Raw genomic sequence first — 15,658 nt, forward strand, 5'->3', positions numbered from 1 at the left:
TAATCGGTTATTTCAAGCACTCTTTGTATTGTCTGATAGTCTCTTTCAACCCCAGGTAGAGGGCGTCGCAGATGAGGCAGTGGCCTATGGAGACCTCGCTCAGGAAGGGGATGCGTTCGTGAAGAAAGCGCAAGTTCTCGAGGTTGAGGTCGTGGCCGGCATTCACGCCCAGCCCCAGGCTGCGGGCATGTTCGGCTGCCTTGACAAAGGGAGCCACGGCAGCTTCGCGGTCTTGTGCGTAGTGTGCGGCATAGGGTTCGGTGTAGAGCTCTATTCGGTCGGTGCCGGTCTTGGCGGCATACTCGACCATCTCGAGGTCGGGCTCGACAAAAATCGAGGTGCGAATGTTGGCCGCCTTGCAGCGGTCGATAATCTTGGAGAGGAAGTCGAAGTGTGCCCGCGTATCCCACCCGGCATTCGAGGTGATGACATTCTCGGCATCGGGCACCAGCGTCACCTGGTCGGGCTTCACCTTGAGCACCAGGTCGAGAAATTTTTCGGAGGGATATCCCTCGATATTGAACTCGGTGCTGACGGCCGGCCTCAGCTCGTACACGTCGGCATAGCGAATGTGCCGCTCGTCGGGGCGCGGGTGCACGGTGATGCCCTCGGCTCCAAAGGATTCGCAATCGAGCGTGACTTTCAATACATTCGGAATATTGCCGCCTCGTGCGTTGCGCAAGGTAGCTATTTTGTTGACATTAACACTTAACTTGGTCATTTTCTCTTTTTACCCTAATCGCTTTTTCCGGTGTGGCACTTTGTCGCTCGGTTTCAATGAAAAGAAACGGGCTGCAGTATCAACCGAAAAAAATAGCTATCTTTGTATAACTTTCGTGCAAAAATAATACGAATTACAGAAATATGCGCAATAAATGAAAGCAAAAGATATGATATTGCCCGAAATACCCGTCTTGCTGGCCACGATGTCGGTGAACGAGGCGCGTGCGGCGCTGGAAAGCTCGGCCTGGTCGAGTCTGCCGGTGGTCGACGCGGGCGAGTATGTGGGCATTCTTCAGGCCGGGGAGTTGGCCGATGTGAACGGCGAAGAGGCCGTGGGGCGGGAGAACTGGCGACGTTCGGCCGTGCGTGAGGAGACGCACCTGCTCGATGTGGTGAATCAGTTTGCCCAATACACCGACGATGTGCTCCCCGTGGTCGATCAGCATCGCCGCTACGTGGGGGCTATCCCCATCCATGCGGTTATGGTGGCTGTGGCCCGGTTGTGCCAGACGTCGTCGCCGGGAGCCATCATCGAGCTGGAGATTCCGCGGGCCGACTATTCGGCTACCGAACTTACCCGCCTGGTCGAGGACAATGATTGTCGGGTGATGAATTTGATGATACGTCCCGACGAGGAGTCGGGCATGTGGCGGGCTTGCCTGCGTATCGACCGCGAGGATGCCACGCCGGTGCTTCGCTCGCTCGAACGGTTCGACTACCGGGTGCTGAGTTGCTACCAGTTGCACAGTGCTATGGACGACCGCATCGAACAGCGTATCAAGGAGTTGATGTATTATCTGGGAATGTAGGAGGGATGATGAAGATATTGTTGTTTGGCCATAACTACCAGGGAGCCCGCCTGGCACAGGTACACCGGGTGTTGCAGGTCTTGTCGCGCACCGAGGCTTCGTTGGCGGCGCATCGCGATTTTTACGAACTTCTTTCGCGCGAGCTTCCCGACGTGTGCCGGGGTATCGAGCCGATTGACTGTTGCCGCGACTACCCGGCCGACATGGCCTTGAGTATCGGGGGTGACGGCACCTTTTTGCGGGCTGCCGAAAAGATAGGCGACCGGGGTATCCCGGTATTGGGGGTCAATATCGGTCGTCTGGGTTTTCTGGCCGATGTACCGGCCGAAGAGACCGAGCGGGTCATGAACGAGATTGTGGCCGGTCGGTACAAAATCGAGGAGCGCTCGCTGCTGCAGGTCGAGCTGTCGGGATTGCCCGAAGGCTTTTGGCCCTATGCCCTCAACGAGGTGGCGGTGCTCAAGCAGGATACCTCGTCGATGATTTCGATTCATACGACGGTGGGCGAGAGCTATCTCAATACCTATCAGGCCGACGGCCTTATCGTGGCTACCCCCACAGGCTCTACGGCCTACTCGATGAGTGTGGGCGGCCCCATTCTCATGCCGCAGGCGGCCAACTGGGTTATTTCGCCGGTAGCCCCTCACAGCCTCACCGTGCGGCCATTGGTGGTGAACGACGACGCCTGCATTACCCTGCGGGTCGACAGCCGCAACCACAGCTATCTGCTGAGTCTCGACGGCCGCTCCATCATGCTCGATACCGATACGCAGGTGGTGCTGCGCAAGGCTCCTTTCCCCATCCGGGTGGTGAAGCGGCTGGGTCACAGCTTTGCCGAGACGTTGCGGGCCAAGCTGATGTGGGGGGTCGACAAGCGCGAGTGAGTCGTTGCGCTTTATTATCTTCGACCGAATGAAATAGCGAACGCCCCGGCAGCCGGTTTGAATCCGGTTGCCGGGGCGTTCGGGTGTTTAGGAAGCTATTGTTATATGACGAGTAAAGCGTGTTCGGGGAAGGCGACGAAGGTGGCAAAGAAGAGTCCGGCCAGCGAGAGCAGCCACAGCACCAGCAGCGTGATGTTGAGGGCCGACGATTGCGGTTGCCAGTGGAAGATGGAGCCCAGTACCAGCCGCAGGATGGCGTAGAGAGGTATCCCGAAGGTGAGCAGCAGCGAGACGGTGAACAGCACCAGTTCCCAGTGGCCGTTGAGGGCTTCGATGTTTCCGGGGAAAATCGAGATGAATGGTGTGGTGATGGTTGTGGTGCCCAGGACGAAGATACCCAGCAGACTGACGATGCAGGCAACCAGTGTCGCGATAATCGAGAGGGCAATGATGCCACCGATGACGATAAAGAAAATCTTGAATATGCTGCGGAAAATCTCGCCTGCCGTGCTGCTCAGCGAGCTGCCGGTCGACTGTCCGCTCGTGTGCTCCTCTTCGACGGCACGGCGTATGTTGTCGACGGTGGGCGTCTCGCCCCGCATCTCAAGCTTCTGAGCCGTGGTGCGGGCCTCGGGAACGCAAATCCACAACAGCAGATAAATCCATATCGACGAAGCCCACAAAGGCAGCAGCAGAACCAGAATGACGCGCACGAGTACTACGTCGACCCCGATGTAGTAGGCAATGCCCGAGGCTACACCGCCCAGTACGCGGTTGTCGGGGTCGCGGTAGAGCCGGCGGCTGCGCCGATTGGGTTCGGGTGTGTTGCCGACGTTGTTCTCATCGGCGGGTGACGAGGCCGAGGTGGCCTCCCCGGAGGTTTCGCCTTCGTCGGAAGTTTCGTTCTCGAGAGGAGTCTCTATCTCGTCGGGGCGCCCCATGATGGCAATCACCTCGTTCACCTCCTGGCGGGTAATCACCTGCATGCCGAATCCCAGCCGCTCCTTGAAGAGTTCGGCAATGCGGCTTTCGATGTCGTTCAGAATCTCCTGTCCGCCCTCTTCGTGGGCAAAGTGCTCGTTGAGCGATTGCAGATAGGCTTCGAGCAGTTCGTAGGCATCGTCGTCTATGTTGAAGATGGTCTTGTCGAGATTGATGGTTACGGTCTTTTTCATATGACAGTCTGGTTTTTATTGTTCTTTGATGTGGGCGACAACCTGGTTCAGTTCGTTCCAGGCGGTGTCGAGCTCCTGGAGGAAGTGTTCCCCTTCGGGGGTAAGCTCGTAGTATTTGCGGGGAGGGCCCTGGGTCGACTCCTCCCACACGTAGGTGAGCAGCCCCGAGTTCTTGAGCCGGGTAAGCAGCGGGTAGAGGGTACCTTCGACCACGATGAGCTTCGAGGCTTTGAGCGATTGGATAATATCCGACACGTAGGCCCTCCGCTTTTGCAGGATGAGCAGCGTGCAATATTCCAGTATCCCTTTTCGCATCTGCGATTTTACATTGTCTGTATTCATGCTTAGTACCTTTTACGACACAAATATAGGTATAGTATGGTAACTTGTATTACATAGTACTTATAAAATAATATATTTTAACACGATGGATAGTACGTGTAGGGGTGTTTGCCGGCTTGGTATGGATGGATTGGGAGCGGAGTGAGGTAGGGTGGGCGGGGAAGGCCGGTGGTGGCAGTGGCTCATGTGTCGCTGGAGGTCGAATGGTCCGGGAGTAAGGGGTATGACCGGGGTGGATTTCTGTGGCGGTTTATGTGCGGTTTGGGATTGTATGTCGGTAGAAGTAGCAGGAGGGGGTGAACCTGTGCGGGGCCTTATGGCATGGTTGGGGGATGGTTTGGGGTGGAGGCGGCATTCGTATTTTTGCAACGCCCTATGTATTGTTTGGGTATAGCCGTTGCACTATCTTTGTCGGGAAAAGGAGATTTGTTCCGATGGAGACATTTGACGACGAAGAGTTCGGTACGGTACAGGTTCGGCCCGACAGCAGGGCCCGACGTCTGATATTTCGCGTGAAGGAGGGGGTGATGCAGATTACCTGTCCGACCGGATACTCGCTGGGGCGGGTGCAGACGATTGTCGACGAGAATCGGGAGCGGCTGCGGCGGCTGATGGTCCGGGGCGAGGTGGTGCAGCAACGGCGGCAGCTCACGGTGGGCGACCGCATTCCCTGCTACGGCGGTCATATCGAGCTGTTGTCCGGTCGGTTGCCCGACTGTATTCTCTTCCGATACGAGGGTACTACCTTGCAGGTGCTCTGCCCGCCGGGTACCGACCTGAACGAGCCCCGGGTGCGGCAGCAGCTCTCGCGCGGGGTTTGCCGCCTCATGTACCGGCGGGCTCAGGAGGTGTTGCCTCGTCGGTTGGCCGAGGTGGCCCGTCGGGTAGGCGCCTCGCCGAGAGAGGTGACCATCGGGCGGGGCCGGCGTAAATTGGGGCACTGCACCCGCAGCAAGTCGATACAGTTGTCGTATTGTCTCATGTTCCTGCCCGAGCCGTTGATCGACTATGTCATCTGTCACGAACTGGCTCATTTACAACAGATGAATCACGGGCCACAGTTTCACGCGCTGTGCAACCGATATTGTGGCGGCGAAGAGCTTGCGCTGCGCAAACAGTTGCAGGCATTCACCTTTTTGTTCTAATAAATAAGATTATATAATGCAAAAAATATTTAAATTATAGGCGCGAAATATTCTATTTCGAGGGCTGTCAGGCCGGTAGAGTTGTGTATTATATAATATTGTACTATCTTTGTGGCGATAGGAATGGAAGAGGGGGCAATGATGTCCCCTCGTTTTTTTCACTACAATAACCGTTATGATAGACAAAAAAGAGTTAGCGACATGGGTCGAGGAGGGGTTGGCCGGTACCGACTGTTTTCTGGTCGATGTACAGGTGAGTCCCGACAACGTATTGACCGTAGAGATTGATAACGAAGAGGGGGTAGATATAGACCGCTGTGTGGCCCTGCACCGTTTTTTGGAATCGAAACTCGATCGCGATGTCGAGGATTATGAACTGGAGGTAGGCTCGGCCGGAATCACTTCGCCCTTCAAGGTCTTGGGGCAGTACAAGAAGAATATAGGCAACGAGGTCGAGGTGCTGACCAAAGACGGCCGCAAGCTGACCGGCGTATTGAAGAGCGCCGATGCCGACCGGTTTGTCGTGACGGTAACCCGGAAGGTGAAGAGCGAAACCAGCAAACGCAAAGTCGAGGTGGAGGAAGACATCGTTCTGGGATACGACGAAGTAAAATATACAAAATATCTAATCAGATTTAAATAATATGGCAAAAAAAGAGGAACCCGTAAGCATGGTCGATACCTTTGCTGAGTTCAAAGAGTTGAAGAACATCGAGATAACCACGATGATCAGTGTGCTGGAAGAATCTTTCCGGAATGTGTTGGCAAAGATGTTCGGGACCGACGAAAATTTCGATATAATCGTGAACCCCACCAAGGGCGATTTTGAGATATGGCGCAACCGCGAAATCGTGGAGGATGGTGCCGTGACCGACAGCAACCTGCAGGTATCGCTCTCGGAGGCCCGCAAGACCGACCCCGACTTCGAGGTGGGCGAGGAGATGACCGACGAGGTTCACTTCGAGAAGTTCGGCCGTCGTGCCATTCTGAACCTGCGTCAGACGCTGGCTTCGAAGATTCTCGATTTGCAGAAAGATGCCATTTACAACAAATACAAGGATAAAATCGGCGAGTTGGTAAGCGCCGAAGTTTACCAGATCTGGAAAAAAGAGATGTTGCTCATCGACGACGACAACAATGAGTTGCTGCTGCCGAAGACCGAGCAGATTCCGTCGGACTTCTACCGGAAGGGCGAGACCGTGCGGGCTGTGGTGCTCGACGTCGATAACAAGAACAACAATCCCAAGATTATCGTTTCGCGTACGTCGAACGACTTCTTGCGCCGGTTGTTCGAACTCGAGGTGCCCGAGATTCACGACGGGCTCATCATCATCCGCGCCATTGCCCGCATCCCGGGCGAGCGTGCCAAGATAGCCGTCGAGTCGTACGACGACCGCATCGACCCCGTAGGAGCCTGCGTGGGTGTGAAGGGGTCGCGTATCCACGGTATCGTGCGCGAGTTGCGCAACGAGAATATCGACGTGATCAACTACACCTCCAACCCCTCGCTGTTTATCCAGCGTGCCCTGAGCCCTGCCAAAATCTCGTCCATCCGCTTGAACGAGGAGGAGAAGAAGGCCGAGGTATTCCTCAAGCCCGAGGAGGTTTCGCTGGCCATCGGTAAGGGCGGTTTGAATATCAAGCTGGCCTGCATGCTTACCGGCTACAACATCGATGTATATCGCGACATCGACGAGGATGAAGAGGAGGATATCTACCTCGACGAGTTCAGAGACGAGATCGACGACTGGGTAATCGAGGCCCTGAAGGGTATCGGTTGCGCCACGGCCAAGAGTGTGCTGGCCTTGCCGCGTGAGACCTTGATCGAAAAAGCAGACCTCGAAGAGAACACCGTAGACGAGGTGCTCTCTATCCTGAAAGCGGAGTTTGAAGAATAATCCGCTTCGGGGCCGCCATGGTGTGCGGCCTCGCGCCCCTGGGGCGAAAGGCCCCTTTTCATTCTTCCATTATTTATAAACTAAAACTGAGTATGTCGATAAGGTTAAATAAAGTAGCAAGAGATTTGAATGTGGGAATTCAGACGGCTGTCGAATTCCTTCAAAAGAAAGGTTTCACGGTAGAGGCCAACCCCAACGCCAAGATAACCGACGAACAGTATGCCCTGCTCGTTAAGGAGTTCAGTAAGGATAAAAGTCTGAAACTCGAGTCGGAAAGTATCAGCCTTGAGCGGCATAAGGAGAGAGCGAAAGCCGCGGCTTCGGCCGAACCCGAAACGGCTCCGGTCAAAGAGGAGCCGAAAGAGGTGAAAACGGTTATCCCCGAGCCGCAGCGTCCCAAAGTGGTGGGCCATGTTGATCTCGATGCCCTCAATCGACCCAAGTCGGCCGACCACAGCAAGCCTCGGGAGACGCCTGTCGAGAAGAAAGAGGAGCCCAAGCCTGCCGAGAAACCGGTCGAAGAGAAGAAGAGCGAGGCAACTCCTGCCCTCGAGGTTCCCAAGCCTCAGGTCGAGAAGCCCGCTCAGCCTGTGCAACCGGCTCAACCGGTGCAGCCTGCTGCTCCCGCCGAGCCCCAAAAGCCCGAGCCCGCACCGGCTGCCGAAGCTCCGGCCGCGCCGGCAAAACCCCAGGAATCTCCCGCTGCTCCTGCCCAGGAATCTCCCGAAACGGTCGAAAAGCGCGACGACGAAGTCTTTACGCTGGGTCGTCCTGCCTTCACCTCGAGCATCAATGTGGTAGGCCGTATCGACCTCGATGCGTTGAACCAGCAGACTCGCCCGAAGAAAAAGAGCAAGGAGGAGAAACGCAAAGAGCGTGAGAACAAGGAGAAACAGCGTCAGGAAGCTCACAAGGCTGCTGCCGGCGGTGGCGACGATGCCAACTCGCAAGGCGGCGAACGTCGTAAACGTCAACGCATCAACAAGGAGAAAGTCGACATCTCGAAGAGCATTTCGTCGATGGGTGGCAACCAGCCGGCCCGGGGCGGAAACGGTAAGAACAACGGTGGCGGCAACAAACCGAATAAGCAGAAACAACGTCCCATCAAAGCCGAAGTGAGCGAAGAGGACGTTCAGAAACAAATCAAGGAGACGCTGGCCCGCCTGACTACCAAGGGTCAGAAGAAGTCGGCCAAATGGCGTAAGGAGAAACGCGAGGCCTTCTCGAATCGCGAGCGCGAACTCGCCGAAATGGAAGAGGCCGAAAGCAAGGTATTGAAATTGACCGAATTTGTGACGGCTAACGACCTGGCTTCGATGATGAATGTGCCGGTGAACGAAGTAATTGCTACTTGCATGAGCATTGGCATGATGGTGTCGATCAACCAGCGCCTCGATGCCGAGACCATCAATATCGTGGCCGAGGAGTTTGGTTTCAAGACCGAGTATGTGAGTGCCGAGGTAGTCGAAGCCATTCACGAAGAGGAGGACAAGGAGGAAGACCTGCAGTCGCGTCCGCCGGTAGTTACCGTGATGGGTCACGTAGACCACGGTAAAACCTCGTTGCTCGACTACATCCGCAACTCCAACGTGATTGCCGGCGAGGCCGGTGGTATCACGCAGCACATTGGTGCCTACAATGTGAAGCTCGACGACGGCCGTCGCATCACCTTCCTCGATACGCCGGGTCACGAAGCCTTCACCGCCATGCGTGCCCGCGGTGCCCAGATGACCGATATTGCCATCATCATCGTGGCAGCCGACGACAACGTGATGCCGCAGACGGTCGAGGCCATCAACCACGCTTCGGCTGCCGGTGTGCCCATTGTCTTTGCCATCAATAAAATCGATAAACCCAATGCCAACCCCGACAAAATCAAGGAGGAGCTGGCCAATATGAACTATCTGGTCGAAGACTGGGGCGGCAAATATCAGTCGCAGGAGATTTCGGCCAAGAAGGGTACCGGAGTGCACGAACTCATGGAGAAGGTGCTGCTTGAGGCCGAGCTGCTCGACCTGAAGGCCAACCCCAACCGCAAGGCCACGGGTACGATTATCGAGTCGACCCTCGACAAGGGCCGGGGTTATGTAGCCACCGTGCTGGTACAGAACGGAACCCTGCACAAGGGCGATGTGGTGCTGGCCGGTACCAACCACGGCCGTGTGAAGGCGATGTTCAACGAGCGTAATGCCCGCATCGAGTCGGCCGGTCCGTCGGCCCCGGTACAGATACTGGGCTTGAACGGTGCCCCGCAGGCCGGTGATACCTTCCACGTGATGGATACCGAGCAAGAGGCTCGCGAGATTGCCAACAAGCGTGAGCAACTGCAACGCGAGCTGGGCCTGCGTACCCACAAGCTGCTTACGCTCGACGACATAGGCCGTCGTATTGCCGTAGGTAACTTCCAGGAGTTGAACCTGGTTGTGAAGGGCGACGTAGACGGTTCGGTCGAGGCTCTGAGCGACTCGCTCATCAAACTCTCCACCCCCGAGATTCAGATCAACGTGCTGCACAAGGCCGTGGGTCAAATCTCCGAGTCGGATATTACGCTGGCCGCCGCCTCCAACGCCATCATCATCGGCTTCCAGGTGCGTCCCTCGGTAGCCGCCCGCCGGTTGGCCGAGAAAGAGGGCGTAGACATCCGTCTCTACTCCATCATCTACGATGCCATCGAAGAGGTGAAGGCCGCCATGGAGGGTATGTTGTCGCCTGAAATCAAAGAAGAGATTCTGGGTACGGCCGAGGTTCTCGAGACCTACCACATCACCAAGGTGGGCACGGTAGCCGGCTGTATCGTGAAGGAGGGCAAGATCAAACGCTCGAGCAAGATACGGTTGATTCGCGACGGTATCGTTATTTACAGCGGCGACCTGGGCTCGTTGAAACGCTTCAAGGACGATGTCAAAGAGGTGACTACCGGCTTTGAGTGTGGTTTGAACATTGCCAACTACAACGATGTGAAAGTGGGTGACCTCGTCGAAGCCTACGAAGAGGTAGAAGTGAAGAAAACCCTGTAAGCCGTCAGGCCCAGGGCAAATGAGATAGACAAGGCTGCTCCGGGAGACGGGGCGGCCTTTGTTTTCCCGCTTCATGTGTGTTATCCCTCTTTAACGGATAATAAGACCGAAAACTCTGCTATTCAAAATAAAAAAAGTAATTTTGCACCATTAACCAAACGCGAGCCGAAGCGATGAACTATATCGATTTTATCATAGTGCTGATTGTCCTTATAGGTGCCTTGTACGGACTCATCAAGGGGGTGTTCCGCCAATTGGGTTCGTTGGGGGGCTTCGTAGCGGGTGTGCTGGTCTCGCGGTTGTTCGGCGGTTCGTTCGCCTCGTTGCTGCAACAGATGTTCGACTTGCCTGCCGGTGTAAGCCGCATAGCCGCCTACTCGCTGCTCTTCCTGCTGGTCTATCTCATCTGCCTGCAGTTGATGCGGCTCATCCACCACATCTCCCAGCAGGTGGCGCTGGGGTGGCTCGACCGCTTGGCCGGAGCTCTGTTTGGTGCCCTCAAATACCTGGTTATCTTTAGTATACTGTTGAATCTCGTCCATATCATCGATCCCAAAGTGCGAATGCTCCCGGCCCGCGAGGTATCCACCTCGCATCTCTACGGATATGCCTTGCGCATTGCTCCGGCTCTTTTTGCCATAGCTCAGGAGCAGCTCTCGGCCGAAAACAAACCCGCTCTCCGGTTGTTAACACCTTGTACGATATGCGACGACTCCTATCTCTGTTGTGAAAATTGTAAAGCCGATTGAAAATGAAACAGGATAATCCGAATGAAATATTAAGCGACGTTACCGCAAATGAGTATAAATACGGTTTCGTGACCGACATCGAAACCGATATTATCCCCAAAGGTTTGAGCGAGGAGATCATTCGCCACATCTCGCAGAAGAAGGGCGAACCCGAGTGGCTGCTCGACTTCCGTCTCAAGGCGTATGCCTACTGGAAAACCCTCGAGATGCCCCACTGGGCTCACCTGACGATTCCCGAAATCGACTATCAGGCCATCAGCTACTACGCTGCGCCCAAGACCAAGGCGGCTCCCAAGAGCCTCGAAGAGGTGGACCCCGAGTTGCGCAAGACCTTCGACAAGCTGGGCATCTCGCTCGAAGAGCAGATGAAGCTCTCGGGTGTGGCCGTCGATGCCGTGATGGACAGTGTGTCGGTGCGCACCACCTTCCGTGAGAAGCTGGCCGAGCTGGGTGTCATCTTCTGCTCGTTCAGCGAGGCGGTGAAAGACTACCCCGACCTGGTGAAACGCTACCTGGGGTCGGTCGTGTCGTATCGCGACAATTTCTTTGCCGCCCTCAACTCGGCCGTCTTTAGCGACGGTTCGTTTGTCTACATCCCCAAGGGGGTGCGCTGTCCCATGGAGCTTTCGACCTACTTCCGCATCAACGCGGCCAACACCGGCCAGTTCGAGCGCACGCTCATCGTGGCCGACGACGACAGCTATGTGAGCTACCTCGAAGGGTGTACCGCCCCCATGCGCGACGAGAACCAACTGCACGCCGCCATCGTCGAGATTGTGGTGCACGACCGGGCCGAGGTGAAATACTCGACCGTACAGAACTGGTATCCAGGCGACAAGGAGGGCAAAGGCGGTATCTACAATTTCGTGACCAAGCGCGGCATGTGCAAGGGCGACCACTCGAAACTGTCGTGGACCCAGGTCGAGACCGGCTCGGCCATTACCTGGAAGTACCCCAGCTGCGTACTGGCCGGCGACCACTCGGTGGGCGAGTTCTACTCGGTGGCCGTGACCAACAACTACCAGCAGGCCGACACGGGTACCAAGATGATACACATCGGCAAGAATACCCGCAGTACCATCGTCTCGAAAGGTATCTCGGCCGGTCGCAGCCAGAACAGCTACCGCGGTCTGGTAAAGGTGCTGCCCGGTGCCGAGAACGCCCGCAACTTCACCCAGTGCGACAGCCTGCTGCTCAGCTCCGATTGCGGGGCACACACCTTCCCCTATATGGATATTCAGAACGATACGGCCATCGTCGAGCACGAGGCAACCACCTCGAAAATCAACGAAGACCAGATATTCTATTGCAACCAGCGGGGTATCCCTACTGAAGATGCCGTGGGCCTTATCGTCAACGGGTATGCCAAGGAGGTGATGAACAAGTTGCCCATGGAGTTTGCCGTAGAGGCTCAGAAACTGCTGCAGATTTCGCTCGAGGGTTCGGTAGGATAAACAGCCGTACCCCACATCGGCGACAGGCTGCGGCCGAATAGTAAAACAGAAAAAAATAAAACCAGATATCTATGTTGAAGATTACAGACTTGCATGCCAGTATCAATGGCAAAGAGATATTGAAAGGCATCGACCTCGTGGTGAAACCGGGCGAGGTGCATGCCATTATGGGTCCCAACGGTTCGGGCAAGAGCACGCTCTCGGCCGTACTGACCGGAAATCCCGCCTATGAGGTGACTCGCGGTTCGGTCGAGTTCTACGGCAAGGACCTGTTGGCCCTCTCGCCCGAAGACCGTTCGCACGAAGGGCTCTTCCTCAGTTTCCAGTACCCGGTCGAAATCCCGGGTGTGAGCATGGTCAACTTCATGCGTACGGCGGTGAACGAGCAGCGCAAGTATCGCGGACTCGAGCCCCTCTCGGCTACCGACTTCCTGAAACTCATGCGCGAGAAACGGGCGATTGTCGAGCTCGACAACAAGCTGGCCAGCCGCTCGGTCAACGAGGGTTTCTCGGGCGGTGAGAAGAAACGCAACGAGATTTTCCAGATGGCCATGCTGGAGCCCCGCCTCTCGATTCTCGACGAGACCGACAGCGGTCTCGACATCGATGCCCTGCGCATCGTGGCCGGGGGTGTGAACAAACTCAAGAGCGAGAAGAATGCCACCATCGTCATCACCCACTACCAACGGTTGCTCGACTACATCGCTCCCGATTTCGTGCACGTGCTCTACAAGGGCCGCATCGTGAAGTCGGGCGGGCCCGAACTGGCTCTGGAGCTCGAGGAGCGCGGATATGACTGGATTAAAAAAGAGTTGGGCGAAATTTAAGAGACCGTTATGAGTGCAGTACAGCAATATATAGATTTATACCATTCGCAGAAGGACTTGATTGCGGGCCATTCGTCGCCGGTGATGAATGCCTTGCGCGACGAGGCGATGGCTCTGCTCGAGAGCAAGGGGTTGCCCACGCTCAAGGACGAGGAGTATCGCCGCACCGACATCGAGGCCCTCTATGCCCCCGACTACGGGTTGAACCTGGGCCGGGTCAATATCGAAATCAATCCCTACGAGGTGTTCCGTTGCGATGTGCCCAACCTGAGCACATTGCTCTACTTTGTCGTGAACGATACCTTCTACACCCAGGCACAGCCCGCTGCGGCCAAGTTGCCCGAGGGTGTCGTGGCCGGCAGCTTGTGCGAGATGGCCCGGCAATACCCGCAACTGGTAGCCCGCTACTACGGGAAGGCCGCCGACATGAAACGCGACGGCACGGTGGCGCTCAACACCGCCTTTGCCCAGGACGGATTCTTCCTCTATATCCCCGACGGGGTGGTGGTCGAGAAGCCCATCCAGCTGGTGAATATACTGCGGGGTAACGTCGACTTCATGGTCAACCGCCGGTTGCTCATTGTCGTAGGCAAGGGTGCCCAGGCCAAACTGCTGGTGTGCGACCACTCCGACGAGTCGTCGGTGCGTTTCCTCGCCTCGCAGGTGTGCGAGATATTTGTCGACGACGATGCCGTGTTCGACTACTACGACATGGAAGAGTCGTCGGAGAATACGGCCAAGGTGGCCTCGGTGTTTGTGCGCCAGGGGGCCCGGTCGAACGTGCTGGTCAACGGCATCGTGTTGCACAACGGGGTGACCCGCAGCAACTACTACTCGACCTTCGACGGCGAGCACGCCGAACTGTCGCTCTGCGGCATGGGCATCGTCGACAAGGAGCAGTCGGTCGACACTTATACTTATATCGACCACGCCGTTTCGCATTGCCACAGCAACGAGCTGTTCAAATATGTGCTTAACGACTCGGCCCGCGGGTCGTTCTGCGGCCGTATTCTGGTGCGCCACGGAGCCCAGAAGACCGAGGCCTATCAGGGTAACAAGAACCTGTGTGCCTCGCCGCTGGCCAAGATGTACACCAAGCCGCAACTCGAGATTTATGCCGACGACGTGAAGTGCAGCCACGGAGCCACCATCGGGCAGCTCGACCAGAACGCCCTGTTCTACATGCGGTCGCGCGGTATCACCGAGGCCGAGGCCCGCATGCTGCTGATGTTTGCCTTTACCAACGATGTCATCGAGCAGGTGCGTCTCGACGCCCTCAAGGATCGCTTGCGCCAGTTGGTCGAGAAGCGGTTCCGCGGCGAGCTGGCCAAATGTTCGGGTTGCCAGGCCTGCCGTTAACATGAAGAAAAGAAGAAAGGAGTTCCACTATGTTGGATATTGAGAAGATAAGAGCCGATTTTCCCATTCTGAAACGTGAGGTGTCGGGCCGTCCGCTCATCTATCTGGACAACGCCGCCACCTCGCAGACCCCCCGCTGCGTGGTCGACCATATTGCCGATACCTACTATCGGGTGAATGCCAACGTGCATCGTGGGGTGCATACCCTCAGCCAGGAGGCTACCGATGCCCACGAGGCGGCCCGTCGCCGGGTGCAGCAGTTTATCGGGGCCGCTTCGCCCGCCGAAATTGTCTTTACGCGGGGCACGACCGAAGCCATCAATCTGGTGGCCTCGTCGTTTGGCGACGAGTTCCTGCACGACGGCGACGAGGTGATTCTCACCGTCATGGAGCACCATGCCGATATTGTGCCGTGGCAGCTCTTGCAGCGCCGCCGCAAAATCAAGTTGCAGGTGGTCCCCATCAACGAGCGGGGCGAACTCGAACTCGAGGTCTACAAGCAGCTCTTCAACGAGCACACGCGGTTGGTGTGTGTGGCTCACGTCTCCAACGTGCTGGGCACCATCAACCCGGTGCGCGAGATGATTGCCTACGCCCATGCACAAGGGGTGCCGGTGTTGGTCGACGGGGCTCAGGCCATCCCTCACCTGCGGGTGAACGTGCAGGAGCTCGATGCCGATTTCTACGCCTTCTCGGCTCATAAGGTATATGGTCCCACGGGGATAGGTATCCTCTATGGCAAGGAGAAGTGGCTCGATGCTATACCGCCCTATCAGGGAGGTGGCGAGATGATTGCGCATGTCGACTTCTCGGGGACGACCTTCGGCGAACTGCCCTTCAAGTTCGAGGCCGGTACGCCCGACTATGTGGGTACGGCCGCTTTTGCCTCGGCGCTCGACTATGTCGACAGCATCGGGCTGGAGGCTATCGCCGCTCACGAAAACGAGTTGTTGCGCTACACCACCGCGCAGATGGAGCAGATCGAGGGAATGCGTATCTTCGGCACCTCGCCGCACAAGAGTTCGGTCATCTCGTTTCTGGTCGACGGTATCCACCACTACGACATGGGCATGTTGCTCGACAAGCTGGGTGTTGCCGTCCGCACGGGTCACCACTGTGCCCAGCCGCTGATGACCTCGCTCGGTATCGAGGGCACGGTGCGGGTGTCGTTTGCCGTGTACAATACCCAGGCCGAGGCCGACGCCTTCATCGCCGCCTTGAAACGGGTAGTACAGATGTTTCGATAACGAAAATATTCACTTGCAATAGCAGCATT

At 56.5% G+C, this 15,658-nt stretch carries 14 protein-coding genes; 11 read left to right on the forward strand and 3 right to left on the reverse strand.

All coding sequences use genetic code 11. The features are described 5' to 3' along the window. Nucleotides 1-7: 7 nt before the first annotated feature. Entirely contained in the window at nucleotides 8-721 is a 714-nt protein-coding gene (locus tag Q1K76_RS04495) for a pyridoxine 5'-phosphate synthase (protein WP_087409253.1), read from the reverse strand. Between the two features lie 154 nt (nucleotides 722-875). On the opposite strand from Q1K76_RS04495, the gene Q1K76_RS04500 reads away from it, so the two are divergent. Both Q1K76_RS04500 and Q1K76_RS04505 read left to right on the forward strand, forming a co-directional pair. Further along, nucleotides 876-1,532 carry a CBS domain-containing protein gene (locus tag Q1K76_RS04500; RefSeq protein WP_300131352.1) on the forward strand — a complete coding sequence of 219 codons (657 nt, stop codon included), beginning with the start codon at nucleotides 876-878 and terminating at the stop codon, nucleotides 1,530-1,532. Between the two features lie 8 nt (nucleotides 1,533-1,540). Then, entirely contained in the window at nucleotides 1,541-2,416 is an 876-nt protein-coding gene (locus tag Q1K76_RS04505) for an NAD kinase (protein ID WP_087409312.1), read from the forward strand. A 101-nt stretch (nucleotides 2,417-2,517) separates the two neighbouring features. On the opposite strand, the gene Q1K76_RS04510 is transcribed toward Q1K76_RS04505, so the two are convergent. Together Q1K76_RS04510 and Q1K76_RS04515 are read right to left on the reverse strand one after the other, a co-directional pair. Beyond that, complete coding sequence (locus Q1K76_RS04510) at nucleotides 2,518-3,591, reverse strand: PspC domain-containing protein (protein WP_300131354.1); 1,074 nt, start codon at nucleotides 3,589-3,591, stop codon at nucleotides 2,518-2,520. A 15-nt stretch (nucleotides 3,592-3,606) separates the two neighbouring features. Continuing rightward, a complete protein-coding gene (locus tag Q1K76_RS04515; RefSeq protein ID WP_087409256.1) occupies nucleotides 3,607-3,933 on the reverse strand; it encodes a PadR family transcriptional regulator in 327 nt (108 codons plus the stop codon). Nucleotides 3,934-4,367: 434 nt separating this feature from the next. On the opposite strand from Q1K76_RS04515, the gene Q1K76_RS04520 reads away from it, so the two are divergent. From Q1K76_RS04520 to Q1K76_RS04560, 9 genes are all read left to right on the forward strand, one after another. After that, nucleotides 4,368-5,078 carry a M48 family metallopeptidase gene (locus tag Q1K76_RS04520; RefSeq protein ID WP_258326723.1) on the forward strand — a complete coding sequence of 237 codons (711 nt, stop codon included), beginning with the start codon at nucleotides 4,368-4,370 and terminating at the stop codon, nucleotides 5,076-5,078. Between the two features lie 175 nt (nucleotides 5,079-5,253). Further along, entirely contained in the window at nucleotides 5,254-5,721 is a 468-nt protein-coding gene (rimP, locus tag Q1K76_RS04525) for a ribosome assembly cofactor RimP (RefSeq protein ID WP_087409258.1), read from the forward strand. A 1-nt stretch (nucleotide 5,722) separates the two neighbouring features. Beyond that, complete coding sequence (nusA, locus tag Q1K76_RS04530) at nucleotides 5,723-6,976, forward strand: transcription termination factor NusA (protein ID WP_087409259.1); 1,254 nt, start codon at nucleotides 5,723-5,725, stop codon at nucleotides 6,974-6,976. A 92-nt stretch (nucleotides 6,977-7,068) separates the two neighbouring features. Then, complete coding sequence (gene infB / locus Q1K76_RS04535) at nucleotides 7,069-9,993, forward strand: translation initiation factor IF-2 (RefSeq protein ID WP_258326722.1); 2,925 nt, start codon at nucleotides 7,069-7,071, stop codon at nucleotides 9,991-9,993. Nucleotides 9,994-10,166: 173 nt separating this feature from the next. Continuing rightward, nucleotides 10,167-10,742, forward strand: coding sequence for a CvpA family protein (locus Q1K76_RS04540; RefSeq protein WP_300131358.1), 576 nt, complete (start codon nucleotides 10,167-10,169; stop codon nucleotides 10,740-10,742). A gap of 2 nt (nucleotides 10,743-10,744) precedes the next feature. Beyond that, entirely contained in the window at nucleotides 10,745-12,196 is a 1,452-nt protein-coding gene (gene sufB / locus Q1K76_RS04545) for a Fe-S cluster assembly protein SufB (RefSeq protein WP_258326721.1), read from the forward strand. 71 nt (nucleotides 12,197-12,267) lie between these two features. After that, nucleotides 12,268-13,023, forward strand: a complete 756-nt coding sequence (gene sufC / locus Q1K76_RS04550) for a Fe-S cluster assembly ATPase SufC (protein ID WP_087409263.1) — start codon at nucleotides 12,268-12,270, stop codon at nucleotides 13,021-13,023. Between the two features lie 9 nt (nucleotides 13,024-13,032). Continuing rightward, a complete protein-coding gene (gene sufD / locus Q1K76_RS04555; RefSeq protein WP_300131361.1) occupies nucleotides 13,033-14,382 on the forward strand; it encodes a Fe-S cluster assembly protein SufD in 1,350 nt (449 codons plus the stop codon). Nucleotides 14,383-14,411: 29 nt separating this feature from the next. After that, the gene (locus Q1K76_RS04560) at nucleotides 14,412-15,629 is read left to right on the forward strand and encodes a cysteine desulfurase (RefSeq protein WP_087409265.1); all 1,218 of its coding nucleotides are present in this window, start codon (nucleotides 14,412-14,414) and stop codon (nucleotides 15,627-15,629) included. Nucleotides 15,630-15,658 lie beyond the last annotated feature (29 nt).

Origin of the sequence: uncultured Barnesiella sp. (assembly GCF_946496565.1) — a bacterium.
GTDB lineage: Bacteria > Bacteroidota > Bacteroidia > Bacteroidales > Barnesiellaceae > Barnesiella > Barnesiella merdigallinarum.

What these genes read in the sequence shown, in the direction of transcription:
- Q1K76_RS04515 (WP_087409256.1), bottom strand. Translation starts at nt 3,933, where the DNA reads ATGAATACAGACAATGTAAAATCGCAGATGCGAAAAGGGATACTGGAA.
- infB (WP_258326722.1), top strand. Translation starts at nt 7,069, where the DNA reads ATGTCGATAAGGTTAAATAAAGTAGCAAGAGATTTGAATGTGGGAATT.
- Q1K76_RS04505 (WP_087409312.1), top strand. Translation starts at nt 1,541, where the DNA reads ATGAAGATATTGTTGTTTGGCCATAACTACCAGGGAGCCCGCCTGGCA.
- Q1K76_RS04500 (WP_300131352.1), top strand. Translation starts at nt 876, where the DNA reads ATGAAAGCAAAAGATATGATATTGCCCGAAATACCCGTCTTGCTGGCC.
- sufC (WP_087409263.1), top strand. Translation starts at nt 12,268, where the DNA reads ATGTTGAAGATTACAGACTTGCATGCCAGTATCAATGGCAAAGAGATA.
- rimP (WP_087409258.1), top strand. Translation starts at nt 5,254, where the DNA reads ATGATAGACAAAAAAGAGTTAGCGACATGGGTCGAGGAGGGGTTGGCC.
- Q1K76_RS04560 (WP_087409265.1), top strand. Translation starts at nt 14,412, where the DNA reads ATGTTGGATATTGAGAAGATAAGAGCCGATTTTCCCATTCTGAAACGT.
- nusA (WP_087409259.1), top strand. Translation starts at nt 5,723, where the DNA reads ATGGCAAAAAAAGAGGAACCCGTAAGCATGGTCGATACCTTTGCTGAG.
- sufB (WP_258326721.1), top strand. Translation starts at nt 10,745, where the DNA reads ATGAAACAGGATAATCCGAATGAAATATTAAGCGACGTTACCGCAAAT.
- Q1K76_RS04510 (WP_300131354.1), bottom strand. Translation starts at nt 3,591, where the DNA reads ATGAAAAAGACCGTAACCATCAATCTCGACAAGACCATCTTCAACATA.
- Q1K76_RS04495 (WP_087409253.1), bottom strand. Translation starts at nt 721, where the DNA reads ATGACCAAGTTAAGTGTTAATGTCAACAAAATAGCTACCTTGCGCAAC.
- sufD (WP_300131361.1), top strand. Translation starts at nt 13,033, where the DNA reads ATGAGTGCAGTACAGCAATATATAGATTTATACCATTCGCAGAAGGAC.
- Q1K76_RS04540 (WP_300131358.1), top strand. Translation starts at nt 10,167, where the DNA reads ATGAACTATATCGATTTTATCATAGTGCTGATTGTCCTTATAGGTGCC.
- Q1K76_RS04520 (WP_258326723.1), top strand. Translation starts at nt 4,368, where the DNA reads ATGGAGACATTTGACGACGAAGAGTTCGGTACGGTACAGGTTCGGCCC.